The sequence below is a fragment of the Janthinobacterium sp. KBS0711 genome (genome assembly GCF_000988085.1).
GTDB lineage: Bacteria > Pseudomonadota > Gammaproteobacteria > Burkholderiales > Burkholderiaceae_D > Janthinobacterium > Janthinobacterium lividum_E.
This window is the reverse complement of the sequence record NZ_LBCO01000011.1, coordinates 25,898-50,012: the sequence shown is the minus strand read 5'-3', so window position 1 is coordinate 50,012 and position 24,115 is coordinate 25,898. Positions and strand designations below refer to the sequence as shown.

The window sequence follows — 24,115 nt, the reverse complement described above, 5'->3', positions numbered from 1 at the left end:
ATGACACAACAATATCAACCCCGTTTCATCACCTTCGAAGGCATCGATGGCGCGGGCAAGTCGACGCATATCGGCTTTGTCACCGACTACCTGCAGCAAAGGGGGGTGAGCCTCGTCTCGTCGCGCGAACCGGGCGGCACCAGCCTGGGCGAAAAGCTGCGCGAACTGCTGCTGCATGAAAAGATGCATCTGGAAACGGAAGCCTTGCTGATGTTCGCCAGCCGCCGCGAACACATCGCGCAAGTCATCGCGCCCGCCCTGGAACGGGGCGAGTGGGTCATTTCCGACCGTTTCACCGATGCCAGCTTCGCCTACCAGGGCGGTGGCCGCGGCATGGATCTGGGCAAGATGGAAGCGCTGGAAGCGTGGGTTCACCCGCACTTGCAGCCGGACTTGACGTTTTTGTTCGACGTGCCGCTGGCCGTGGCCCGCGCCCGCCTCGATGCGACGCGCGCACTGGATAAATTCGAGCAGGAACGATCGAACTTTTTTGCCGCCACGCGCAACGAATATCTGCGCCGCGCGGCCCAGTTCCCGGAACGCTTCCGCATCATCGACTCCACGCAAAGCATTGCCGACATCCAGGTGCAACTCGCGCAGTTACTTGATATTTTGCTCGAACAAAGCGTCGCAACACGCTGATTTACAAAGAATAAAATGACCAGTTCTCTCTATCCGTGGCAACAGGACGCCTGGCAGCAATTGCAAGCCTTGCGCCCGCGCATGCCGCACGCCATTTTGTTCCATGGCGCGCAGGGCATCGGCAAGGCCGACTTCATCGAGCATTTCGCGCAGGCGTTGCTGTGCGAAGACGTGCGCGCCGACGGCCATGCCTGCGGCACCTGCGCCTCGTGCGGCTGGTTTAGCCAGGGCAACCATCCCGATTACCGCCGCGTGCGTCCGGAAGCGCTGGAAGACGAGGTGGCCGACGACGGTGAAGAGGGCGAAGGCGCGAAGAAAAGCGCCAAGACCAAGACGCCGTCAAAAGACATCAAGATCGAGCAGATCCGCAACCTGGCCGACTTCATGAACATTTCCACGCACCGGCAAGGCTTGCGTGTGGTGGTGCTGTACCCGGCCGAAGCGCTGAACACGCCCGCCTCGAACGCCTTGCTGAAAACCCTGGAAGAACCGCCGCCGGGCACCTTGTTCCTGCTGGCCTCGAACAGCCTGGATCGCTTGCTGCCGACGATTCTGTCGCGCTGCAGGAAATTCGCCTTGCCCATGCCCAGCCACGAGCAGGCCTTGACGTGGCTCAAGGCCCAAGGCTTGAACGATGCGGACAGCTGGCTGCGCGAGCAGGGCGGCGCACCGCTGGCCGCGCTGGCCCAGTCCGAATCGGGCGGCCGGCAAGAGACGGAACAATTGTTGCAAGTGCTGGCCAATCCCGGCGTGGAAGCTGCCCTGAAGGCGGCCGATAAATTGCAGAAGGCGCCGCTGGCGCCGCTGGTGGCATCGCTGCAGCGCTGGCTGTACGACTTGTTTTCCGTCAAGCTGTCGGGCGCCATCCGCTACTACCCGCGCCACCGGCGCGAACTGGAAGCCTTGGCAGGACGCATCAACGTGAGTCGTTTGATGGCCGCCATCAAGGCGGCGAACGAGCGCCGGGCGATTGCCGAGCATCCCTTGTCGCCCAAGCTGTTCCTGGAAGATATGCTGCTCGATTACGCTTCAAGTTATCAATAAAATCAATCGCTTGCGGTATAAAGTTAATGTGAATTATACGATTCTTGAGCCGATTGAAATGACTTAACCGCAGGTGCGCGTGCAACTGCGGTATTGCACGTCACAGGCTTGCTGACGTTCGGCGCGCCGGGCACGAAAGGCCTGGGCTTGCGTCGGTTGCAACTGCTGCGACTGGGCTCCCGTTTCCCTGCTCGCGGCAGCGTAGGGATTGCTGCTTGGCTTCATCGACAGCATGGGGCTGGTATCGTCTTCCGTTGCTTGCTGCACTTGCGCGCGGCATTCCTGGCGTGCCGACGCACACACGGGCGCGCACAAGCTCGCCTCGGAGTTGGATTTTGGTGCGTCGCGTTTATCCTGTGCATGCGCAGGGGCTGTCAGGGCCAGGCAGGCCAGCAGTATCAAAGGGCCAACAACTTTCAGCATGAACGCTCTCCACGTATCCGCGCGCAACCCCATGGTTACGTACCGGCAAGCCACTATACATCTTGATAACGTTTTTGCCTACCGGCCATGCTCGTTTGCCATGCCCGCAAGCCGGTGTTACAGTCAACGCACTGGACAGCAACGGAGGCGGGCATGAAACGAGTTACTGGCATCGGCGGCATCTTTTTCCAGGCGCAAGACCCAGCCGCGCTGCGCGCTTGGTACCAGCGCCACCTGGGCCTGGACGTGCAGCCCTGGGGCGGCGCCGCCTTTACCTGGACGGATGCTGACGGCCAGCCCGCGGCCGGCACCACCATCTGGTCCGTGGCGGCCAGGGACAGCGAGCAATTCGCGCCTGGCAAGGCTGCCTTCATGATCAATTACCGGGTCGACGACCTCGATGCGCTGTTGCAAGCCTTGCGCGAGGAAGGCTGTGAGGTGCTGGACAAGGCGCCCGATTCGGAATACGGCCAGTTCGGCTGGGTCATCGACCCCGAGGGCAACAAGGTGGAGCTGTGGCAACCGCCACAGGGGCAGTAAGCGGGGCAGTAGGCAAGCCAGACGCCATTCAGCGATAATACCGGCTCAGATAACGATCCCTATTTATTATGCGCGACATTATTGCTGGATTCCTACGCTTCCAAAAAGAGGTTTTTCCTGAGCGCCGCGAGTTGTTCAAGACCCTGGCCACGGGGCAAACCCCGAAGGCCCTGTTCATTTCCTGCTCGGACAGCCGCATGGTGCCGGAACTGGTGACGCAGCGCGAGCCAGGCGAACTCTTCGTGATCCGCAACGCGGGCAACATCGTGCCCTCGTACGGCCCGGAACCAGGCGGCGTCAGCGCCACGGTTGAATTTGCCGTGTCCGCCTTGAACGTGACCGACATCGTCATTTGCGGCCATTCCGATTGCGGCGCGATGAAGGCGATTGCCACCTGCGCCTGCCTCGACCACATGCCGGCCGTGCGCAGCTGGCTGCACCATGCGGATGCGGCGCGCATGATCAACGAATCGGTCGAGCATCCGACGGAACAGTCGCGCATCGACGGCATGGTGCGCGCCAACGTGGTGGCGCAACTGAATAACCTGCGCACCCATCCTTCGGTGGCGCTGGCCATGGCGCAACACCGGCTGACCCTGCACGGCTGGGTGTACGACATCGAGAACGGTTCGCTCGACGCGCTCGACGAGTCGAGCGGCAACTTCGTGCCGCTCGCGGAACATCCTGCATCGCAGCTGTGAACATCAGGGCGCTTCGGCGCCCTTTCCCCTGCCAGTTTTCCTGTGCTCCGGTACAATCCCGCCTTATGTATATCGATTCCCATTGCCATATCAATTTCCCCGAGCTGGCTGCTCGCATGCCCGAGATCCTCGCCAAGATGGCCGAGAACAAGGTGACGCACGCGCTGTGCGTGTCCGTCGACTTGCCGGACTTTCCACAGGTGCTGGCCCTGGCTGAGCAGTATCCGCATATCTTTGCGTCCGTCGGCGTGCATCCCGACTACGAAGACACGCCTGAACCGTCCGTGGAAGACCTGGTGCGTCTGGCCGACCACCCGAAGATCATCGCCATCGGCGAGACGGGCCTCGATTATTTCCGCCTGACGGGCGACCTCGAGTGGCAGCGCGAGCGTTTCAGAACTCACATCAAAGCTTCAAGAATCACGCGCAAGCCCTTGATTATTCACACAAGAGCGGCCAGCGAAGACACCATACGCATCATGCGCGAAGAGGGCGCTGGCGTGGCCGACGGCGGCGTGGCCGGCGTCATGCACTGCTTTACGGAATCATTGGAAGTGGCGCGCGCCGCCATCGACATGGGTTTCTATATTTCATTTTCCGGCATCGTCACCTTCAAGAGCGCCAAGGATTTGCAAGCCGTGGCCCTGGAAGTGCCGCTCGAGCGCATCCTTATCGAGACGGATTCGCCGTACCTGGCGCCCGTGCCGTTCCGAGGCCGCATGAACGAGCCGGGCTACGTGGCCCACGTGGCGGAATACCTGTCGACCCTGAAAGGCATCCCGCTGGCCCAGGTGGCGCAGCAGACGACGGACAATTTCTTCAAATTATTCAATCAGTTGCCATAACTTCTTAAGGTCAGACATGATGAAAAAACTCGCCTTCGCGATGCTGCTGTGCTGCGCTGCCGCCAGCCAGGCGGCGCCGGAACCGGATGCCTTCTTCCGCGCCGTGTCCGTCAACAACGCCAGCGGCGTGCGCGACATGCTGCTTGACGGCATGAACCCGAACCAGCCGGACGCGCAGCGGGGCGACATCCCCCTCGTGCTGGCCTTGCGCGACGATGCGGACCGGGTTTTCAAGCTGCTGCTCGAGGCACCCGGCATCGACATCGAAGCCCGTTCGGCGAACGGCAACACGGCGCTGATGATGGCCGCCTATAAACACAAGCAGGATGCCGTGGAAGCCTTGCTGGCCAAAGGTGCGAAGGTCAACCAGAGCGGCTGGACGGCGCTGCACTATGCGGCCTCGGCGGGCGACTTGCCCATCATGAAGATTTTATTGGACCGCGATGCCGTGGTCGATGCGCGCGCGCCCGCCAACGTCACGCCGCTGATGTTTTCCGCCCGCGAAGGTCAGGAGGGCGCCGTCAAGCTGCTGCTGTCGTGGGGCGCGGACGCCAGCCTGAAAAGCGACCACGGCTGGACGGCCGCGCAGTTCGCCCAGGCCGGCGACAAGCCGGGCGTGGTCGCCATCATCGAAGCGGCGCAGAAGGCGCGCGCATCACGAAAGTAATCTTCTAGCAATATTTTCCATGCCAGCGCTGAAACTGGCATGGAATTGCCTCTCAGCTCAGCCCTTTGTTCTCCGTGCCGATTAACGATAATGATCGTGTCGCATTAATCAGGAGATACGTCGCATGGGCAATCACATCAACGTCAGGCGCCGGCTGTACTGTCGCCGCCCCTCGCGCAGCCCGTGCGATATCACTGCTTTCTGGAATGACAAAACCGATCGGCCATCGGAGCCAGACTCCAAGAGGACAGACATGCTGAATGAACGAGAAATCGAGAGTTGTTACCTGGGGCAATTTATCCCCGTCCATTACCACCACAATATGTTGATGGACCAGAACCGCATGCACGGGTTCAAGTCGGCGATCGATTACGCGGTAAAACCCGGCATGAAAGTGCTGGAGCTGGGCGGCGGCACGGGCGTGCTGTCGTGGTTTGCGGCCGCGCGCGCCGACAAGGTGTGGTGCGTGGAGTTCAATCCGGACATGGTCAAGGAAGCGCGCAAGATGCTGGCGCTCAATCCCAACGGTGAAAAAGTCGAGGTCGTCCATGCGGACGCGTTTGAATACCTGCCGCCCGAGCCCGTCGATGTCGTCATTTGCGAAATGATCCATGTTGGCATGCTGCGCGAAAAACAGGTGGAAGTGATCGAATCGTTCAAGCGCCGCTACCTGGCCCGCTTTGGCGGTCCGCTGCCGATCTTCCTGCCCGAAGCCGTCATCATGGCCGTGCAGCCGATGCAGCAGGAATACGATTTCGAAGGTTTTTATGCGCCCATCGTGCAATTCCAGGAAACCACGGCCATCCATCCTGGCGTGCAGGAACTGGCGCCGCCGTCCGTCTACAGCATCATCGACTTCAGCCAGCCGACGGACAGCGTGTTTGGCTTCGACGGCAAGTTCGTTGTCGAGCGCAGCGGCACCCTGAACGCCTTGCGTTTCGTCACCAAGAACATCCTGGCCGTCGTGCCCGAGCGCTCGACCACCATCGACTGGCTGAACCATTACATGTGCCTGCCGCTGGCCACGCCCATCGCCGTGAAGGCGGGCGACGTGCTGCAGGTGAGCTTCCAGTACCGCGCCGGCGGCTCGATTCCTTCGCTGGAAACGTCGATCCGCGCGCAGGTGATCTATGACGTGAATCTGCAGCCAGTCACGCAGAACGCCGTCTACGCATAAGCATCGTTGATCCAAAGGCAACGCCGCAGCGATTTCGTCCTGCGGCGTTTGTCCATTCAGGGTATATTTCGTCTTTTACCCACCGGACAGCTTTACTATCATGGAACAGATCGATCAGCGTTACCTCGTGCAACAGAACAAAATCAGCGATGGCGAGACCAAGCCGCCCGTGTTTGCCAAGGTAATGCGCAGCAAGGAAGGCGTGTTTGAAGGCGTGTCCTTCATCAAGTCGAAGGACAAGGCCTCGATCCTGACCATCGAAGATGCCAACCAGGCCATCAAATGGGCCACCAGCAAGAAGCCGAACGCGCACGAGTACATCACGAAAGTGATTTGCGTCGGTCAATAAAGGTTTCCACAAGCGCCGCTCATTCCCGTTTTTGCACCGTTCATCCCCCCAGCACGCAGTTCATCGCATGGCCGTTGCCGCCATGGCGGCGCTTTTATATAGTGCTGTCACGGTAGCGGGGCAAGCACGGCTTGCTCCGCACATTTCATTCTAGGGGGACGCGATGCTGGGATTTGTGCTGTGGCTGCTGCTCTTGCTCGTATGCTGGCCCCTGGCCTTGCTGGCCCTCGTGCTGTATCCGCTGGCCTGGCTGCTGTTGCTGCCATTCCGTTTGATCGGCATCGGCGTGGAAGGCGTGTTCGAATTGCTGCGCGCCATCGTCATGCTGCCGGCCCGCGTGCTGGGCGGCGGCCAGCGATAATATTTCCCATAAAAAATGGCGCCGTCGGCGCCATTTTCGTTTCTGTCACTGTGCTGCTTACAGGTCGACCATGAAACCGGCGCCGATCGATTTCTGCGAATAGTTGTAATCGATCAAGCTTTGACCATAGCCGGAGAACAGTTGCAGATAGCCTTTCAGGTTGGCCTTCAACGGGAAAGCCCAGCTGGCCTGCATGGAGCCATGCTTCTTGCTGAAATTACGGCGGGCCGTCACGGCATACTCGTGGCCCTTGTTGCGGTAGCTCACGCGCAAGTCGCCATGCCCCATGTAATCGGTGATGTCGATATTGTCATTGTCGGTCTTGCCATTGTCGAGGCGGTGCCAGACACGGGCCGTGACGGCCAGATTGTCTTTTTCCATGCCCAGCTCGGCATACACGCGGTTCCAGCTGCGCGACAGGGTCGACGTCTGGCCGTTGGACTGGTGCACGAGGCCCAAGTTCAGGTAATTGAATTCCACGCCCGCGAAATTCTTGTTGATCGGCAAGATCAGCATCAGTTCCGGCTGGTAATTTGTCTCGCGGAACGGGCTCGATGCCTTGCGGTTATACGCTTGCCAGAAACTTTGCTGCGTGTAGCCGAACCACATGTCGATCGGCGTGCCGGCGATGTCTTCCAGCAGCTTCATCTTGAAGCTCAGCTGGAACGTCAATTCCACGTGCTGGCTCTTGATGCCGCCCGGCGTGAAATCCTGGAACGGCTCGTCGTTCGAGGCGTCGCTGTAATTGGCCAGCAACAGATAGGTGTCGCGGTGCGGGCGGAAGTTGAACAGGCCGCGTTTCGAGGCGTCGTTCAGTTCCCACGATTGCTGCGTGCGCGAAATCGGCGCCTCCGGTGGCGCCGCGCCAGCCTGCGCGATGGCCGGAATGGCCGCGTTGACGGCATCCGGCGTGGCCACGCCAGGCGGACTAACGGGGGTGATGGGGGCGACCTCGGCTGCCGCCGCCAGGGTGACGGCAGCGGTGGCGGAATCACCGCCGGCCGCGATGGTGGCCTTTTCCGCTGCCTTGGCCAAGGTGTCGAAGCAACCCAGGCGGGCGCTTGCGTCGCCAAGCACGGCGCAACGCTGCATTTGCTGTTCCAGTTCGCCGGCCATGGCCAGCGCCGGCGATGCCAGCAGGGAAGAGAGGATTATTTTTCTTAGTTGGATAGTCATAGGCTGAGTAGGGCATGTCGTTCGGTGCGCACCTGGGCTGCATGCCGGCGGCGTCGCCTTGCATGGCGGGATGCCATGCGTATTGATTTTTATTAATCTTTGTTGAATTAAAGTTCAAAAATTAACGTCTGGGAAGTATAGCCGAAACCGCAATTAGCCTTCGTGTCCCTGACGTGCGCAAGGCGGACAGTGTTGCGCGCTTGGTAAACGGCGGCTGCCGTACCGGCCAAATCGATGTCTGCTACACTGGAAAACCGGGTACCGGGGCTAGCCATGGAGATTGTGATGACCCGCAAAACACCTATCGAGCGCTACCGCAACATCGGCATCAGCGCCCATATCGACGCCGGCAAGACCACCACCACCGAGCGCATCCTTTTCTACACCGGGGTGAATCACAAGATCGGCGAAGTGCACAATGGCGCCGCCACCATGGACTGGATGGAGCAGGAGCAGGAGCGTGGCATCACCATCACCTCGGCCGCCACCACGGCCTTCTGGAAAGGCATGGCCGGCAACTTCCCGGAACACCGCATCAACATCATCGACACGCCCGGCCACGTGGATTTCACGATTGAAGTCGAGCGCTCGATGCGCGTGCTCGACGGCGCCGTGATGGTGTATGACGCCGTCGGCGGCGTGCAGCCGCAATCGGAAACCGTCTGGCGCCAGGCCAACAAATACCATGTGCCGCGCATCGCCTTCATCAACAAGATGGACCGGGTGGGCGCGGACTTCCTGCGTGTGCGCCAGCAGATCGCCGACCGCCTGAAGGGCGTGGCCGTGCCCATCCAGCTGCCCATCGGCGCCGAAGAGCATTTTACGGGCGTCATCGACCTGTTGAAAATGCGCGCCATCACCTGGGACGACGCCAGCCAGGGCGTGCAGTTCAGCTATGGCGAGATTCCCGCCGAGCTACAGGCACAGGCGCATGAGTGGCACGATCACATGGTCGAACACGCAGCTGAAGCCACGCTGGACATGACGGAGCGCTACCTGAATGGCGACACGTTTACGGAATCGGAGCTGAAACAGGCCTTGCGCGCGCGCACCATCCGCAATGAAATCGTGCCCATGCTGTGCGGCAGCGCCTTTAAAAACAAGGGCGTGCAGGCGATGCTGGACGCCGTCATCGAATACCTGCCGTCGCCGATGGAAGTGCCGCCCATCATGGGACACGACGAGCACGACAATGAGGTGGAGCGCCATCCCACGGACGACGAGCACTTTGCCGCGCTGGCATTCAAGATCATGACGGACCCGTTCGTGGGGCAATTGACGTTCTTCCGCGTGTATTCGGGTGTGGTGAATTCGGGCGACATGGTCTACAACCCCACCAAGAGCGCGCGCGAGCGGCTGGGGCGCATCCTGCAGATGCATGCGAACGAGCGCAAGGAAATCAAGGAAGTGTATGCGGGCGACATTGCCGCCGCCGTGGGCCTGAAAGCCGTGACCACGGGCGACACCCTGTGCGCCATCGACCACGTCATCGTGCTGGAAAAGATGATCTTCCCGGAACCCGTGATTTCGCAGGCGGTCGAACCGAAGACCAAGCCGGACCAGGAAAAGATGGGCATCGCCCTGAACCGCCTGGCACAGGAAGACCCGTCGTTCAGGGTGCATACGGACGAGGAATCGGGCCAGACCATCATGTCGGGCATGGGCGAATTGCACCTGGAAATACTGGTCGACCGCATGCGGCGCGAATTCGGCGTGGAAGCCAATGTCGGCAAGCCGCAAGTGGCTTACCGCGAAACCATCACGCGCGCGGTGGAAGACGTGGAGGGCAAGTTCGTCAAGCAGTCGGGCGGTCGGGGCCAGTACGGCCACGTGGTGCTGAAACTTGAACCTTTGGAGCCGGGCACGGGCTACCAGTTCGTCGACGCCATCAAGGGCGGTGTCGTGCCGCGCGAATTCATTCCCGCCGTCGACAAGGGCATCATTGAAACCTTGAAGTCGGGCGTGCTGGCCGGCTACCCGGTCGTCGACGTGAAGGCGACCTTGACCTTCGGCTCCTACCACGACGTCGATTCGAACGAAAATGCTTTCCGCATGGCCGGCTCCATCGCCTTCAAGGATGGCATGCGCAAAGCCCATCCCGTGTTGCTGGAGCCGATGATGCAGGTGGAGGCGGAAACGCCGGAAGAGTTCATGGGCAACGTCATGGGCGACCTGACGGCCCGCCGCGGCATGGTGCAAGGCGTCGACGACATTCCCGGCGGCGCGGGGCGCATCGTCAAGGCCCTCGTGCCGCTGGCGGAAATGTTCGGCTATTCCACCACCCTGCGTTCGCTGACCCAGGGCAGGGCCACGTACACGATGGAGTTCAAGCACTATGCGGCCGTGCCCAAGCATATATTGGATCAGGTGGCGGCGGCCGGCAAGGCCAAGTAGGTCGGATTAGGCCCACCGGGCCGTAATCCGACAACATTCTTGGCCGAGGCCGGTGGTGGTGTCGGGTTACGCGCGTTGCGCTAACCCGACCTACGCATCAATTCATCAGGTTTTGCGCAATAATCGCATCGGCCATCTTCTCCGCCTCGTCCACCGGCTGTTCCAGCGCCTTGGTCGTGTAGACGGTGGAGGCCACCATCGGCTGGTCCAAAGTGGCCCCTTCGCCATGGCTGGTGTCGACCGTTACCGTGGTCGACAGGCCGATGCGCAGCGGGTGGGCGGCCAGTTCCTTGGGATCGAGCGTGATGCGCACGGGCACGCGCTGCACCACCTTGATCCAGTTGCCCGTGGCGTTTTGCGCCGGCAAGAGGGAAAATGCGCTGCCCGTGCCGGCCGACATGCCCAGCACCTTGCCGTGATACACCACCTTGCTGCCATACAAATCCGTTTCGATGGTGGCCGCCTGGCCCACGCGGATATTGCGCAATTCGGATTCCTTGAAGTTGGCATCGACCCATAACTGGTCCAGCGGCACGATGGACATCAAGGGCGTGCCCGGTGTCACGTGCGAGCCCAGCTGCACGCTGCGCTTGGCCACATAGCCCGAGACGGGCGCGACCACGGCATTGCGGCGCACGGCCAGCCACGCCTGCAGCACATCGCCCCTGGCGGACAAAATCGCCGGATGGCTGGCCAGGTGTACGCCGGCCACGCCCGATTTGGCCGACTCCGCCTGTCGCTGGGCCACGGTCAAGGCCGCTTTCGCATCATCGACGGCCTGTTTCGCGTGAGCCAGGTCTTCGCCCGAGATCGTCTGGTCCGCGGCCAGCGGCGCGCGGCGCGCCAGGTTGCCCTGCGCCGTGGCCAGGGCCAGGCGGCGCTGTTCGATGACGGCGTCGTACTGCGCCACATTCGCATAGCGTTCGCGCTCCTGGCGCACGACGTTGCCAAGGCGTGCCTCGGCCTGGCTCAGGGCCAGGTCCGCATCGATGGCGTTCAGGGTGATCAGGGGCGCGCCCGCCTTGACCATCTGCGTCTCGTCGGCGCGGATGGCGTCGACATTGCCTGTCACCTGCGCGGACAGGGTGACGAGGTTGCCGCCCACATAGGCGTTGTCCGTGACTTCTTCCTTGGCCAGCACCAGCTGATAATAGGCGGCCCAAGCCGCGCCGGCCACGAGGAAGGCGGCCGTGATGGCGATGAGGACGGCCTTGCGCTTGCCCGGCTGTTCGGTTGGGGAGGTCGTTGCTGTGGTATTGCTGCTCATGATGTAGTCCGTAATCGATGGTTATTGTTGTGCGGCGGAGTTGGCGGAAAAATCGCTGCTGCCCCGATAGCCGCCGCCCAGTGCCACGCTCAGGCTGATTTCCGCGTCCTGGCGCTGGTTTTGCAGCTGCATGCCCAGGTCGACTTGGCCGCGCACGGTCATTTCCGCATTGAGCTGCGTGGCGCGGTCGGCCAATCCCTGTTTCAGCCTGGCATTGGCGTTGCGCAATTGCGCTTCGCTGGCGCGCAGGTTTTCCTGCTGCAGGCGCAACTGGTTTTCCACGCCTTGCACCCTGGCGCCCGCTTGCGCCACGTCGCGCACCACATTGAACACGTTCTGGTTGTAGTCTGCGATCAGTTCATTGCGTTCGCTGCGCGCGCCGGCAAGCTGCGCCTGCAGGCGGCCACTGTCGAACAGGGGCAGGGACAGGGCCGGGCCGATGAACAGGGTGCGGCTGCCCGATTGCAGCAGCTTGCCCAGCTTGATGGCATCCAGGCCGAACGAGGCGCCCAGGTCGATATCGGGATAGAACGACGCCTGCGCCGCCTCGACATTGCTCATGGCCGCCTGGACTCGCCAGCGCGCCGCCTGCAAGTCGGGGCGGCGCGCCAGCAGTTCCATGCCCAGCTTGCCGGGCAGGGCGTGCGGCAGCGGCTGGGCTTCTTTCGGCTGCAGGCCGGCCAGCGCCGTGCTGTCCGCACCCAACAGGGCGCGCAAGGCTTCGCGTTCCGTGACGATCTGCGTTTCCAGCAGGGCAATTTGTTGCTGCAGCAGGCTCAAGCGAGTTTGCGCGGACAGATGGTCGTCGCTGACACCAAGGCCATGGGCGATGCGCTTTTCCTTGTCTTCCACCAGTTGCTGCTGCAATTTCACCAGCGCATGCAGGTTGTCCATGCGGGCCCAGCCATTTTGCATGCTGAAGTAGTGGCGGGCGATTTCGGCTGCCAGCATCTGCTCCGCCATCGCGTACTCGGCGCGGCGCGCGTTGACTTCACCCAGGCTGGCCGCGATCTGCGCCTTGTGCTTGCCCCACCAGTCGAGGTCGTAATGGGCTTGCGCACCCATGGTGACTTCATTGTAGTAATTGCCGCCGATGGGGGCGGGCATCAGGCCATTGGCCGAATAGCGCTGGCGGTTGGCGCTGGCGTCCAGGTCCAGCCTGGGGCCGCGTTCCGCATGCCGGGTATCGAACGCGGACAGGGCCGAGCCGATGCGGGCGTTGGCCACGTCCAGGCTTGGGCTGGCGGACAGGGCGTTGTCAATCAACTGGTCCAGCTGAGCGTCCTGGAACTGGCGCCACCACTGGGCGGCGGGCCAGCCTTCGCTGGCCAGGTGGATGTCGGCCGCCAGTTGCGCCTTGGCCAGGTCTTGCTGCGGCAACTGTTGCGCGTCGGGCGGGATGCTGGCGCAGCCGGCCAAAGCCAGACTCAACGTTAATACGCTCAAGGAAAGTTTCATAGGTGTGTGCATGAGGGTTATTCCATGGCCGCGTGGTCGACCACGACAGGCGCATTCTTCTTCGGTGGTTTGATCAGGAGCAAGAGCGGCAGCACGAGGATGGTCAGCCACATCATCAGCCAGAAGTCGTCGAGGTAGGCGATCATCGACGCCTGCCGCGTGATTTCGCCATTCAGCGCCGCCATGCCCGTGCTCGTGCCCAGGTCGAACACCTGGGATATGCCGGGGTCGTGCAGGGCCGGGTTGGCGATATTGATGTGTTCCGTCAAGGACGCATGGGCGATCTGCGTATTGCGCACCAGCAAGGTCTGTACGAGGGCAATGCCGATGCTGCTGCCGATATTGCGCACCAGGCTGTAGATCGCCGTGCCTTCCGCCCGCATCTGTGGCGACAGGGTGGCAAACGTGGCCGCGCTCAGGGGCACGAAGACGAGGCCCAGGCCGATGCCCTGGATGATGCCGTTCCATACGACGGTCCTCGGCACCAGGTCCAGGGTGAAATTGGCCATTTGCCACAGCGAAAACGCGGTAATCGAAAAGCCCACGCCCAGCAGGATGCGCGTGTCGATCCTGCCCGTCAGCTTGCCGACGATCAGCATGGCAAGCATCGTGCCCAGGCCGCTGGGCGCCGTCACCAGACCGGCGATGGCCGCCGGGTAATTCATCAAGCCTTGCAGCATCGACGGCGTCAGTGCGCGTGTGGCGAACAGCACCATGCCGACGATGAAGATGAACAGCAAGCCGCTCACATAGTTGGAGTTCTTCAGCAGCCGGTAGTCGAGGAAGGATTTGCCTGCCGGACGCAAGGCCGTGTGCGCAATGAAATAACAGAGGCTCATGGCCAGCACGATGGCTTCGATCCACGTTTCCGTCGAAGAAAACCAGTCGTTCTGCTCGCCCCGGTCCAGCAGCATCTGCAGCGCACCGATGGACAGGCTCAAGGTCGCAAAACCGAACATATCGAAATTCATGCGGCGGTTCGGCGGGTCCTTGCGGATGTAGCGCCAGATGCCATAGAAGGCCATGGCGCCGATGGGGATGTTGATGAAGAAGACCCAGCGCCAGCTGTAGCTGTCCGTCAGCCAGCCGCCCAGTGTCGGTCCAAGGATGGGACCGATCATCACGCCCATGCCCCAGATGGCCATGGCCGAGCCGTGTTTCTCGCGTGGATTGATGTCAAGCAGCACCGCCTGCGACAGCGGCACCAAAGCCGCGCCGAACACGCCCTGCAGCAGGCGCGCTGCGACGATCTCGGACAAGGTACCGGACAGGCCGCACAGCACGGAGGCGAGCGTAAAGCCGGCCACGGACACGAGAAAGGTATTTTTCTGCCCGAAGCGGTCGCATAGCCAGCCCGTCAGGGGCGTGGCGATGGCGGCGGCGACAATAAAAGAGGTCAATACCCAGGTGATCTGGTCTTGCGAGGCGGACAGGCTGCCTTGCATGTGGGGCAGGGCGACGTTGGCGATGGTGCCGTCGAGCGCCTGGATGATGGTGGCGAGCATGATCGAAACCGTGATCATGCGCCGGTTCAAGGTAGGATCTTGCGAGGCGGGAAGGGGCGCTGCCGTCACGGAATTCACGCAAACTTCTCCGTCGCCGCTTGCAGCGCTTCCAGCAGCTCGGTGGCGGCCCGCAACTGGTCCGGATCAATGCCTTGCAGCAGTTCCTTGCGGAAGCCATCCGCTTCCTTGCGCACGGTGTCATACACCTGCATGCCCGCCTCGGTCAGCACGACGAATTTTACTCTACGGTCCGTTTCCGATGGCTGGCGCTGCACGAAGCCCGATTTCACAAGCCGGTCCAGCATCGACACCATGGTGGGGTTTTCCACGCCCAGTTGATGGGCCAGCTCGCTTTGCGAGGGTGGCTGGGGCGACTTGGCGATCATGGCGATGCACATCCAGCTTGCTTGTCCCAGGTCCAGGTCTTTCAGGCGCCGGTCGATCGCATGGCGCCAGCCGCGCGCCGTCTTGTGGAGCGCGGCGGAAAAGCGCTCTTCGATAGAAGTCATAAGGTGAGTCATCTAATGGTTAGGTATCTAACTAATATTCTAGCATGCCGGTTTCAAAGGCGTACAGGCCTTCCCGTTTATTGGCGCCGCTGGTACATTAACAGTCAGCCCATCACCATCAGGAGATAGCATGACGACGGAAAAACAGAAGCAGGACGGACAGCACCGCGACAGCAGCGACTTTGTCATCACGCAAACTTTCGACGCGCCGCGCGAGCTCGTGTTCCGCTCGTGGGTGGAGCCGGAACGTCTGGCGCAATGGTGGGGACCTGTCGGCTTCGAACTGAGCGTGCTGGCGCTGGACCTCAAACCGGGCGGCGTTTTCCATTACGGCATGCGCGCCGACAATGGCTATGAGATGTGGGGCAAGTTTACTTACCAGGAGATCGAAGCGCCTGAACGCATCGTTTCCATCCTGTCGTTTGCCGACAAGCAGGGTAACGCCGTGCAGCACCCCGTCAGCGCTACTTGGCCATTGGAATCGTTCAATGTCATGACCTTGAGCGAGGAAAGTGGCAAGACGACGATGACGTTACGGTCCACGCCGCACAAGGCGACGGATGAGCAGCATGAGACTTTTGTCGAGGGGCATGAGTCGATGACGCAGGGGTTCAGAGCGACGTTCGCCCAGTTAGCCCAGTACCTGGCGCGTGTTCAGTGATCGTATTGTTTTGAGGGCTTAAAAACGGCGGGCCAGAGCCGCGAGCCTGAAAAAATGTCCATGGCTGCGTTGCTTGGGCTCGCCGTACTCATCGTACTGTCTTCGCCCGCGCGCCTTGCCCTGGCCATTTTTCAGGCCCGCTGGGCCCGGGGAGCCTTTGTTCAGGGCGCGGGCCTATTCTTTTTGTTGTTGATTGCGGAAGTAATCGCCATCTGGATCCAGATCCTTGTATTCACGCACGATAGGGTGCTGGAGCGTGACCCACAAGCGGTCGATCAAGCCAGCCAACGCGCGTAAATGCTCAGATCGCTCGATGTCGGGAAGCGTGCGAATAATACTGTCCGCTTCGTTAATGATTTTTCCCATACGTTCATACGTAGACATGAGCTGCTGCGCGGTTGAATAATCCATTTTTCTTCTTTCAAAATCAGTTGCCAGGCACTTCAACGCAAATTTGACCAGTAAATCTCCCAGTCATGGCCAACAGTCAATATCCGCCTTCGCCGGGTCAAAGCTATCCGCCTCGATCTCCAGAGGTCGGTAATTTCTGAAGTCGACCAAGTTCCGATTTCAAGATATTTGTACGGTCCGAAGTGTTCGTGTTCCGAAACGCCCTCCTTACGTTCGTCGGCGACGTATGCGCGCATCCTCTCGTATCAGTCGAGTGCGTTCCCCGCCTCCATAGATATTGATGCTGTTGCAGGCCGTCGTGTTTCCTCATGATTAAAGGCGCATTCCCAACCAGATCACCGATTCCGTGGCGCCGGACACCGCAGTGCTCAGCATGCGTTCGAACATCCCGCTGCCTTGCGTGCGGGTCGATGCCTGGTCGTAATGTTCCTGTTCGTCCCTGAGGATCGCTCTAATGGCATTTGTCGCGTCATCGTCGTCGCTCAACATGGCGAGTTGGTGCCGCAGATGCTGGAGCACTACCCGTTCGACGGCCACGGTCGTCAGCGAGATCGCGCGTGCGCCGCACAGCCCTGTGGCGATACCCAACGCATAGCCGCCAATCGCACACAGGTAATAGCTGCGGCAGCGCGGCAAGCCACGCCGCTTGAGAACGTTGTGAAATATCGTGCGGTGTTCCAGTTCATGCGTCCTGAAGGCGCGCAGTTCCTGGACGAGATGGCTTGCGGTCAGACGGGCTATGAAAATCTGGCCCGTATAAATGCTGATGGCTCCTTGCTCTCCCGCATGGTTCACCTTCATTGCCCGGTTCGAAAACTGCGTATTTGCATGCATTGATCGCGTACCTTATTGGCTCTTGTCGTCCGTCATCCCCAGCATCCCACGCACCACCGGCAAAATCATCCCCCAAGCATTCGACGTCGCCGCAATCTCGTCGTAATGGCTTGCCCCCGGCAAAATCAGCACTTCCGCATGGTCGCCAGCCAGCTTGGCCTTGGCCGCATAGTCGTGCGCCACGCGGGGAGGGGAGATGGTGTCGAGTTCGCCCGTGGCCAGTACGGTATGGCTGCCGTTGGGGATCAGGTCGGCGGCGTTGGTGTCGCTGTAGATGTCGGGGCGCGTTGCGCTGGGCTGGCCTGCCAGCTGGGCGATGTCGCGCTCGCAGCTGGTCTTGATCAATTCCTTTTCATGGCGCAGGTCGGCCAGGCCGCCCAGGCTGACGATGTTTTTCACTGGCAGGTAGTTGTCGCGGTACAGGGGGCTGGTCTTTGGCAGTTTTTCCCTTCCTGCGATCCATTGCACCAGCTGGCCGCCGGCCGAGTGGCCCATGGCGACGATGCGGTTCACGTCCAGCTGGTATTGGGGCGCGTGCTGCTGCAGGCTGTCGAGCGCCGCGTGCATGTCTTCATAGGTGCCGGGATAGCCGCCGCCCGGCTCGTCCACCCGCCGATACTCGACATTCCACACGGCGATGCCTTGCGCGACGAGGGCGCCGGCCACGTTGCGCATCTGCTTGATGCCGCCGAAGGCCACCGTCCAGCAGCCGCCATGCACGAGCACGACGACGGGGAACGGTCCCGTGCCTGCCGGCCGGAACAGCTGCGCGTATTGCGATGGCGCGGGGCCATAGGCGATCTGCGCCGTGGGCGGAGGGCCGTTCAGGGCCAGGTAGTCGTCCAGGCTCATGGGGGCGGCGACGGCGCCGTGGACAGAGGCGAGCAGGGCGGTGGCGATCAGGGAGGACGGCAAGGAAGTAGGCATGCTGGGTTTCGCTTGAGAAGAGAGCAACACTTTAGCATAGGGCCGCACGGTCGCAGAGATCAAGCAGTACGCTGTTTTCCTCCTGCAAGAGGGGTGCCACATGGTATATTCCGGGCATCAGTTTTCCCCTTATCGACACGGTGCACGCAAACAACATTCTTTCCTTGCTGGACGCCGAGCATAGTGCGCTGGGCAGCATCGCGGCAGGCGCCGACCTGGCCCATGCATTGGAGCATTTGTTGCTGGCGCTGCAAGCGCTGGCCGATGGCGGCGCGCATGCCTGTCTGGTGCTGATCGACGAGTCCGACCGCTTTTGCGGCTTGTCCGCACCCAGCCTGCCACAAGACCTGTGCCTGGCCTTGCGCCACGGCGGCGAACAGCCTTCCCCGTTCGGCACGGCGGCCTTTTCCGGCGCGCCCGTGTATTGCGGCGACATCACGCGCGACGTGCACTGGAGCGCGGGACGCAAGGAAGCCTTGCTGCATGGCTACCGCGCCTGCTGGGTCGCCCCCGTCTTTGGCGCCAGGGGGCATATCCTGGGCGTCCTGGGCCTGTTTTTCCAGGCGACATGCCATCCCACGCAACCGGAGATCGAACTGCTGGCGCTGGCCGCCCGCGTGGCCGCGCATGTCATCGAACGGGGCCAGCTGGAACAGGCGCTGCACGACAGCCGCGAACACTTTCATTACGCCATCGAGCTGAACACGCAGGTGCTGTGGACGGCCGATGTCGACGGCAAGCTCGACTATGTCGCGCAGCGCTGGCGCGAATGGACGGGCTGCAACGGTCTGGGCACCAGCTGGCTGGACGCCATCCACCCGGAAGACATCCCCCATTCCCTGGCGGCCTGGAGCGAAGCGGTGGGCAGCGGCCAGCCTTTCGACCAGGAAATGCGCGTGCGCCGGCAGGACGGTCAGTACCGCTGGGTGCATTCGCGCGCATATTGCCGGCGAGACGAGCGCGGCCAAGCCGTGAAATGGTATGGCTCGTGCGAGGATATCGACGAACACTGGCAGGCGCGCAATGCCTTGCTCGACAGCGAGGCGCAGTTCCGTTCGCTCGCTTCCACCATGCCCAACCAGGCCTGGCTGGCGCATGGCAGCGGCGCCACCTACTGGGTCAACGAACAGGTGTGCGAATACACGGGACAATCGATGAAGTCGCTCGTGTCCAGCGGTTTCCGCCACTGCGTGCATCCGGACGACTTGCTGTCCACCCAACAGAGCTGGGACCGTGCCGTCGCCACGGCCAGCGCCTATGAACAGGAGTTCCGCATGCGCCGCGCCAGCGACGGCGCCTACCGCTGGTTCCTGGCGCGCGCCTTGCCCTTGTTCGACGAGGCCGGCAAGGTGCTGCGCTGGGTGGGCACGAATACGGACGTGCAGGAACAGAAGAACGTGCTGGAAAAGATGGCCTACCTGAATTCCTCGCTGGAAGTGGAAATGGCCAACCGCACGGCCGACCGCGACCGCATGTGGCGGCTGTCGACCGACATCATGCTGGTGGCGGATCTGTCCGGCATGATCATCGCCGTCAATCCGGCCTGGAGCAAGATACTCGAGCGTCCGGAAGTCGAATCGCTGGGCATGGATTTCATCAGCCTCGTGCATCCCGACGACCGCATGGCGGCCCTGCAGGACTTGTCGCGCCTGGCCCACGGCGCGCCCACCTTGCGCATGGAAAACCGCTACCGGCGCCGCGATGGCGGCTACCGCTGGATTTCCTGGACGGCCGTGCCGGCGCAAAAGCTGATCCACGCCATCGGCCGCGACGTGACCGATGAAAAAGAGGCGCGGCTGGCGCTGGTGCGCAGCGAACAAGCTTTATTGCAGGCGCAAAAACTGGAATCGATCGGCAAGCTGACGGGGGGCGTGGCCCACGATTTCAACAACGTCCTGCAGATCATTTCCGGCAATTTGCAGTTGCTGAAACTGACGGTGGCCGACAATCCGCAAGCAGCCCGGCGCCTCGATTCGGCCGCCTCGGCCGTCGAGCGGGGCGCCAAGCTGTCGTCGCAGCTGCTGGCCTTTGCGCGGCGCCAGCCATTGAAACCGCTGGTGACGGACCTGGGCCGCTTGTTGCGCCGCATGCATGAGCTGATCCGCCGCGCGCTGGGCGAGGCGATTAGCGAGGAAACCTTCATCAGCGAAGGCTTGTGGCATACCCTGGTCGACCCGAACCAGATGGAAAACGTGCTGCTGAACATGGCCATCAACGCGCGCGACGCGATGGACAAGGGCGGACGCCTGACGTTCACCTTGAGCAACGTCACGCTCGACTCCGCCTACGCCAGTCAGCATGCGGACGTGCTGGAAGGGCAATACGTGCTGCTGACCATCACCGACACGGGCCACGGCATGGAGCGCGACGTGATCGACCAGATCTTCGAACCGTTCTTCACCACCAAGCGCGAAGGCGAGGGCACGGGCCTGGGCCTGTCCATGGCCTACGGCTTCATCCGCCAGAGCGCGGGCCACATCAAGGTGCACAGCGCGCCGGGCGCCGGCACGACGTTCAAAATATATTTACCGCGCTCGCTGGAAAAACTGGCCGAGCCGCCTGCTAGCCTGACGGGCCCCGTGCTGGGCGGTGGCGAGACCATCCTGGTGGTGGAAGACGATGCGCCCGTGCAGCACACGGTGGTCGACATGCTGCGCGGTCTCGGCTACGACGTGCTGCATGCGGACGACGGCGCCTCGGCCCTGGCCCTGCTGGGCACGGGCGTGGCCATCGACCTGCTGTTTACGGACGTGGTCATGCCCGGTCCCGTCAGCAGCAAGGAACTGGCGCAGCAGGCCAAGTTGCTGCTGCCGGAGCTGGCCGTATTGTTTACCTCGGGCTACACGCACAACGCCATCATGCGGGGCGGTCGCCTGGACCCGGGCGTGGAGCTGCTCAGCAAACCCTACCAGCGCGAAGACTTGGCGCGGCGCATCCGCCATTTGCTGGCCGACCGCCGCCTGGTGGGCGCGCCCGACCCGTCCGGGCGGCGCATCCTGCTGGTGGAAGACAACGACGATGCGCGCGAAATGACCACCGAGATGCTGAATATGCTGGGACATACCGTGCATGGTGTGGCCAGCGCGGAAGCGGCCATGCCGCTCCTGGCCATGCCGGGCCTGGACGTGCTGGTGACGGACATCAGCCTGCCCACCATGTCCGGCCTGGAACTGGCGCGCCATGCGCGCGCGCACTGGCCGCAGCTGGACGTGGTGTTTGCTTCCGGACACGACTGGGGCGCCAGCCTGATGCAGGACGCCAGCGCGCGCTTCCTGCGCAAGCCGTTTGGCCTGGAAGAGCTGGCCGGCGCACTGAAGGCGCGCCGGCTCGACGTCTACTGAATTGGCGCCAGCAACGCCAGCTGCAATTGTTCGACGCTAAATGGTTTGACGAGGAAGCGCGCTTGCGGGTCCAGCACGCCGGAATTGGCCGGCGCATGGCCGGTGGAAAACACCACCTCCAGCTGCGGCTGCTCGCGTGCAGCGACCTCGGCCAGCTCGACGCCCGACATCTGCGGCAGGCTGATATCGGTCAGCAGCAGTTCCAGTCCCGGCGTACCCAGCAGGGGCAAGGCTTCCTCGGCCGTGCCCACGGCCAGCACCGTGTGCCCGAGCATGGCCAGCAGGTCGCTCGTCATGGCGCGCGCGTCGGCATTGTCTTCCACCAACAAAATATGGCGTCCCGCCGGCTGCGCGGGTGTGGCAGGTTGCGGCGCCAGCTGCGCGCGGTACTGGTGCAGGGCCGTCACGTGGCGGCCGTTGGCCAGCAGGTGGCGGATGCGCCGCGCCAGGTCTTCGCGCCGGTACGGTTTGCTCAACAACTCGACCCCCGGTTCCAGCCGGCCGCCCTGCATCATGGCGTCCTGCGTATAGCCCGAGGTAAACAATACGGCCAGCTGCGGCAATAGCACGCGGGCCTGGCGCGCCAGCGCCGTGCTGGCTACCTTGCCCGGCATCACCACGTCCGTAAACAGCAGGTCGATGGGAACGCCGCTGCCGATGACGGCCAGCGCGCTTTCGCCATCGCTGGCGCGCAGCACGACGTAACCCAGGCCGCGCAACATGTCGACCACCGTCGTCTGCACCTGCACGTCGTCTTCCACGACGAGGATGGTTTCCTTGCCGCCCAGCACGGGGCCGCCCAGCTGCAGCGGCAGTTCCGTTTCCGCTTCCAGCGAACGCGGCAGATAGATGCGGAAGGTGCTGCCATGACCGGGCAAACTGTCCACCGTCAGGTGGCCGCCGCTCTGGCGCAGGAAGCCGTAGGCCATGGACAGGCCCAAGCCCGTGCCTTCGCCTTCGCGCTTGGTGGTGAAGAACGGTTCGAAAATCTTGTCCAGCAGCTCGGCGGGAATGCCAGTGCCCGTATCCGAGACAGCCAGCTGCACATAGTCGCCGGGCGCCACGTCCGCATGGCGGGCCGCGTAGTCGCTGCCCAGCACGATGTTGCTCAGTTCGATGGTCAACTGGCCCTGGCCATCCATGGCGTCGCGCGCGTTGATGGCCAGGTTCAGGATGACGTTTTCCAGCTGGTGCGGGTCGACCAGGGCGCGCCAGCAGTCGTCGGCCAGCAGCCAGCGCGTTTCGATGGTTTCGCCCGTGGCGCGCCGCAACAGCTCTTCCGTCGAGCGCAGCAGGTGCGCCAAATCCGTCACCAGCGGTTTGAGCGGTTGACGCCGCGCAAAGGCCAGCAGCTGGGCTGACAGCTTGGCGCCCCGTTCCACGGCGGCCGAGGCGCTGGCGATGCGCTTGGCGGCCAGCGGATCGCGGTCCAAGGTCAGCTGCAGCAGCTGCAGATTGCCCGAGATAATTTGCAGCACGTTATTGAAATCATGTGCCACGCCGCCCGTCAGCTTGCCCAGCGCTTCGAGTTTTTGCGATTGCAGCAGGGCCATCTCGCTGTGGCGCAACGATTCCTGCATGCTGCGCAGGGTGTTTTGCGCCTCTTTTTCCACGGTGACATGGCGTCCGGTGGCGAAAATCAGGTCGCCTTCGATGGCGGCCACCCACGACAGCCAGCGGTGGCCGCCATCGCGGTGCCGGTAGCGGTTTTCAACGCTGGACATGGCTTCCTGCCTCACTTGCTCCAGCGCCTGGCGCGTGGCGGCCGCATCCTCGGGCAGCACGAAGTCGAACAGGCTGCGGCCCAGCATTTCTTCGGGCAGCCAGCCCAGGATAGCGCCGGCGGCCGGGTTGACGGCGGCAAAGCAGCCCTCGGCATCGATGGCCACCATCAGGTCTTGCGCGCTGCGCCACAGCCGTTCGCGTTCGCTGTTGCGCGCGGCCAGGTCCGCTTCCAGCTTCTTTTCCACGGTGATGTCGCGCGCGCTGCAATATACCTTCTCGCCTTCGGGCACGGCTACCCACGACAGCCAGTGCCAGCCGCCCAGCTTGTGGCGGTAGCGGTTTTCGAAGCGCAGCGCCGGCTGGCCCTGGTTGGCCGCGTCCCAGGCCGCATAGGTGCGCGGCAAGTCCTCCGGGTGGATCAGCTCAAAAAATTTCGTCGTGCGGATTTCTTCCGTCGACCAGCCCAGGGTGGCTTGCCAGGCGGGGTTCGAGTGTTCGAAATAGCCGTCGAGATTAAGCACGCCCAACAAGTCGGGGCTGACGTTCCAGGTGCGGCCGAATTCGCGCGTGCGCTCGGCTACTTGTATTTCCATGCTGGCAGTCAGGGCGCTCAAACGCGACTCCGCCCGGGCCCGCAAAATGGTCGACCAGACGCGTTCCGACACTTGCACGGCCAGTTCGATCTCGTCCGCATGCCACAGGCGCGCCGCGCTGCTGTGCACGACGAACAGGGCCGCCAGCTGGCCATCCTTGGCAATCGGAATGTTCAGGAAGGCGCGGATGCCCAGGCGCGCGAACGTGGCCAGCGCGGCCGGCATGGCCGTGCGCGGGTCGCTGGCCACATCGCTGACGGCGAGCGCCTGGCCCGCGGCCAGCGCATCGGCAAGGCGGGCCGCATAATCGCCGAGAAAATACTCGCCAGCGGCGCCCGGTGCCAGGCCATCGCTCCACGCATGCTGCAGGGTGGGGCATTGCAGGGTCTGGTCGATATCGAAACAAGCCACTTGCTGGGCGCCCAGGCGCTGTCCCAGCAGCTGCGCCGACAAGGAAAGGATTTCGCCCGTGTCTTGCAGCAGGCGCAGCCGGCGTTCCAGTTGCAGCAGGAAGGCGACGCCGCTGGCGCCGGCCTGGCTGCGGGGGACGGGTGTGCTGGTCATG

At 62.5% G+C, this 24,115-nt stretch carries 22 protein-coding genes; 12 read left to right on the top strand and 10 right to left on the bottom strand.

Annotation, left to right across the window (positions count from 1 at the left end):
- The gene (gene tmk / locus VM94_RS06565) at positions 1 to 642 is read left to right on the top strand and encodes a dTMP kinase (protein ID WP_046682747.1); all 642 of its coding nucleotides are present in this window, start codon (positions 1 to 3) and stop codon (positions 640 to 642) included.
- Positions 643 to 657: 15 nt separating this feature from the next.
- Positions 658 to 1,686: a DNA polymerase III subunit delta' gene (locus tag VM94_RS06560; protein ID WP_046682746.1), complete on the top strand. Its 1,029-nt coding sequence runs from the start codon at positions 658 to 660 to the stop codon at positions 1,684 to 1,686.
- A 63-nt stretch (positions 1,687 to 1,749) separates the two neighbouring features.
- On the opposite strand, the gene VM94_RS06555 is transcribed toward VM94_RS06560, so the two are convergent.
- Entirely contained in the window at positions 1,750 to 2,109 is a 360-nt protein-coding gene (locus VM94_RS06555) for a hypothetical protein (protein ID WP_046682745.1), read from the bottom strand.
- 153 nt (positions 2,110 to 2,262) lie between these two features.
- Between VM94_RS06555 and VM94_RS06550 the strand changes: the two genes are divergently transcribed.
- The 7 genes from VM94_RS06550 to VM94_RS06520 all read left to right on the top strand — a co-directional run bounded on the left by VM94_RS06550 (position 2,263) and on the right by VM94_RS06520 (position 6,749).
- On the top strand, positions 2,263 to 2,649 hold the full coding sequence (locus tag VM94_RS06550; protein WP_046682744.1) for a VOC family protein: 387 nt from the start codon (positions 2,263 to 2,265) through the stop codon (positions 2,647 to 2,649).
- Positions 2,650 to 2,717: 68 nt separating this feature from the next.
- A complete protein-coding gene (locus VM94_RS06545; RefSeq protein ID WP_046682743.1) occupies positions 2,718 to 3,350 on the top strand; it encodes a carbonic anhydrase in 633 nt (210 codons plus the stop codon).
- 65 nt (positions 3,351 to 3,415) lie between these two features.
- Positions 3,416 to 4,195, top strand: a complete 780-nt coding sequence (locus VM94_RS06540; protein WP_046682742.1) for a TatD family hydrolase — start codon at positions 3,416 to 3,418, stop codon at positions 4,193 to 4,195.
- Between the two features lie 16 nt (positions 4,196 to 4,211).
- Positions 4,212 to 4,862, top strand: coding sequence for an ankyrin repeat domain-containing protein (locus VM94_RS06535; protein WP_052755581.1), 651 nt, complete (start codon positions 4,212 to 4,214; stop codon positions 4,860 to 4,862).
- Positions 4,863 to 5,115: 253 nt separating this feature from the next.
- A complete protein-coding gene (locus VM94_RS06530; protein ID WP_046682741.1) occupies positions 5,116 to 6,039 on the top strand; it encodes a methyltransferase domain-containing protein in 924 nt (307 codons plus the stop codon).
- Positions 6,040 to 6,139: 100 nt separating this feature from the next.
- Positions 6,140 to 6,388 (top strand): hypothetical protein, encoded by a 249-nt coding sequence (locus VM94_RS06525; protein WP_034756165.1) that lies wholly within the window; start codon positions 6,140 to 6,142, stop codon positions 6,386 to 6,388.
- 163 nt (positions 6,389 to 6,551) lie between these two features.
- The gene (locus VM94_RS06520) at positions 6,552 to 6,749 is read left to right on the top strand and encodes a hypothetical protein (protein WP_046682740.1); all 198 of its coding nucleotides are present in this window, start codon (positions 6,552 to 6,554) and stop codon (positions 6,747 to 6,749) included.
- Between the two features lie 57 nt (positions 6,750 to 6,806).
- Here VM94_RS06520 and VM94_RS06515 read toward each other — a convergent pair whose 3' ends face one another.
- Positions 6,807 to 7,925 carry a phospholipase A gene (locus VM94_RS06515; protein WP_046682739.1) on the bottom strand — a complete coding sequence of 373 codons (1,119 nt, stop codon included), beginning with the start codon at positions 7,923 to 7,925 and terminating at the stop codon, positions 6,807 to 6,809.
- Between the two features lie 285 nt (positions 7,926 to 8,210).
- Here VM94_RS06515 and fusA point away from each other — a divergent pair, with 285 nt between their 5' ends.
- Complete coding sequence (fusA, locus tag VM94_RS06510; RefSeq protein ID WP_046683072.1) at positions 8,211 to 10,319, top strand: elongation factor G; 2,109 nt, start codon at positions 8,211 to 8,213, stop codon at positions 10,317 to 10,319.
- Between the two features lie 97 nt (positions 10,320 to 10,416).
- On the opposite strand, the gene VM94_RS06505 is transcribed toward fusA, so the two are convergent.
- From VM94_RS06505 to VM94_RS06490, 4 genes are read right to left on the bottom strand one after another with little or no spacing between them, the layout of a single operon-like run.
- Positions 10,417 to 11,586, bottom strand: a complete 1,170-nt coding sequence (locus tag VM94_RS06505) for an HlyD family secretion protein (RefSeq protein WP_046682738.1) — start codon at positions 11,584 to 11,586, stop codon at positions 10,417 to 10,419.
- A gap of 21 nt (positions 11,587 to 11,607) precedes the next feature.
- Complete coding sequence (locus VM94_RS06500; RefSeq protein ID WP_235432864.1) at positions 11,608 to 13,032, bottom strand: efflux transporter outer membrane subunit; 1,425 nt, start codon at positions 13,030 to 13,032, stop codon at positions 11,608 to 11,610.
- A gap of 29 nt (positions 13,033 to 13,061) precedes the next feature.
- Positions 13,062 to 14,567, bottom strand: a complete 1,506-nt coding sequence (locus VM94_RS06495) for a DHA2 family efflux MFS transporter permease subunit (RefSeq protein ID WP_138829134.1) — start codon at positions 14,565 to 14,567, stop codon at positions 13,062 to 13,064.
- A gap of 56 nt (positions 14,568 to 14,623) precedes the next feature.
- A complete protein-coding gene (locus VM94_RS06490) occupies positions 14,624 to 15,058 on the bottom strand; it encodes a MarR family winged helix-turn-helix transcriptional regulator (RefSeq protein WP_046682735.1) in 435 nt (144 codons plus the stop codon).
- A 130-nt stretch (positions 15,059 to 15,188) separates the two neighbouring features.
- Here VM94_RS06490 and VM94_RS06485 point away from each other — a divergent pair, with 130 nt between their 5' ends.
- Positions 15,189 to 15,719 (top strand): SRPBCC family protein, encoded by a 531-nt coding sequence (locus VM94_RS06485; RefSeq protein ID WP_046682734.1) that lies wholly within the window; start codon positions 15,189 to 15,191, stop codon positions 15,717 to 15,719.
- A 174-nt stretch (positions 15,720 to 15,893) separates the two neighbouring features.
- Here the strand turns inward: VM94_RS06485 and VM94_RS28130 are convergent, their stop codons facing one another.
- The 3 genes from VM94_RS28130 to VM94_RS06470 all read right to left on the bottom strand — a co-directional run bounded on the left by VM94_RS28130 (position 15,894) and on the right by VM94_RS06470 (position 17,891).
- On the bottom strand, positions 15,894 to 16,130 hold the full coding sequence (locus tag VM94_RS28130; RefSeq protein WP_138829098.1) for a hypothetical protein: 237 nt from the start codon (positions 16,128 to 16,130) through the stop codon (positions 15,894 to 15,896).
- 312 nt (positions 16,131 to 16,442) lie between these two features.
- The gene (locus VM94_RS06475; RefSeq protein ID WP_235432863.1) at positions 16,443 to 16,931 is read right to left on the bottom strand and encodes a demethoxyubiquinone hydroxylase family protein; all 489 of its coding nucleotides are present in this window, start codon (positions 16,929 to 16,931) and stop codon (positions 16,443 to 16,445) included.
- A 45-nt stretch (positions 16,932 to 16,976) separates the two neighbouring features.
- The gene (locus VM94_RS06470) at positions 16,977 to 17,891 is read right to left on the bottom strand and encodes an alpha/beta hydrolase (RefSeq protein WP_046682731.1); all 915 of its coding nucleotides are present in this window, start codon (positions 17,889 to 17,891) and stop codon (positions 16,977 to 16,979) included.
- A gap of 140 nt (positions 17,892 to 18,031) precedes the next feature.
- On the opposite strand from VM94_RS06470, the gene VM94_RS06465 reads away from it, so the two are divergent.
- Positions 18,032 to 21,232, top strand: a complete 3,201-nt coding sequence (locus tag VM94_RS06465; protein WP_235432862.1) for a PAS domain-containing protein — start codon at positions 18,032 to 18,034, stop codon at positions 21,230 to 21,232.
- On the opposite strand, the gene VM94_RS06460 is transcribed toward VM94_RS06465, so the two are convergent.
- The gene (locus VM94_RS06460) at positions 21,226 to 24,114 is read right to left on the bottom strand and encodes a hybrid sensor histidine kinase/response regulator (RefSeq protein WP_052755576.1); all 2,889 of its coding nucleotides are present in this window, start codon (positions 24,112 to 24,114) and stop codon (positions 21,226 to 21,228) included. The two genes, VM94_RS06465 and VM94_RS06460, sit on opposite strands and share 7 nt — an antisense overlap.
- Between the last annotated feature and the right edge of the window lies 1 nt (position 24,115).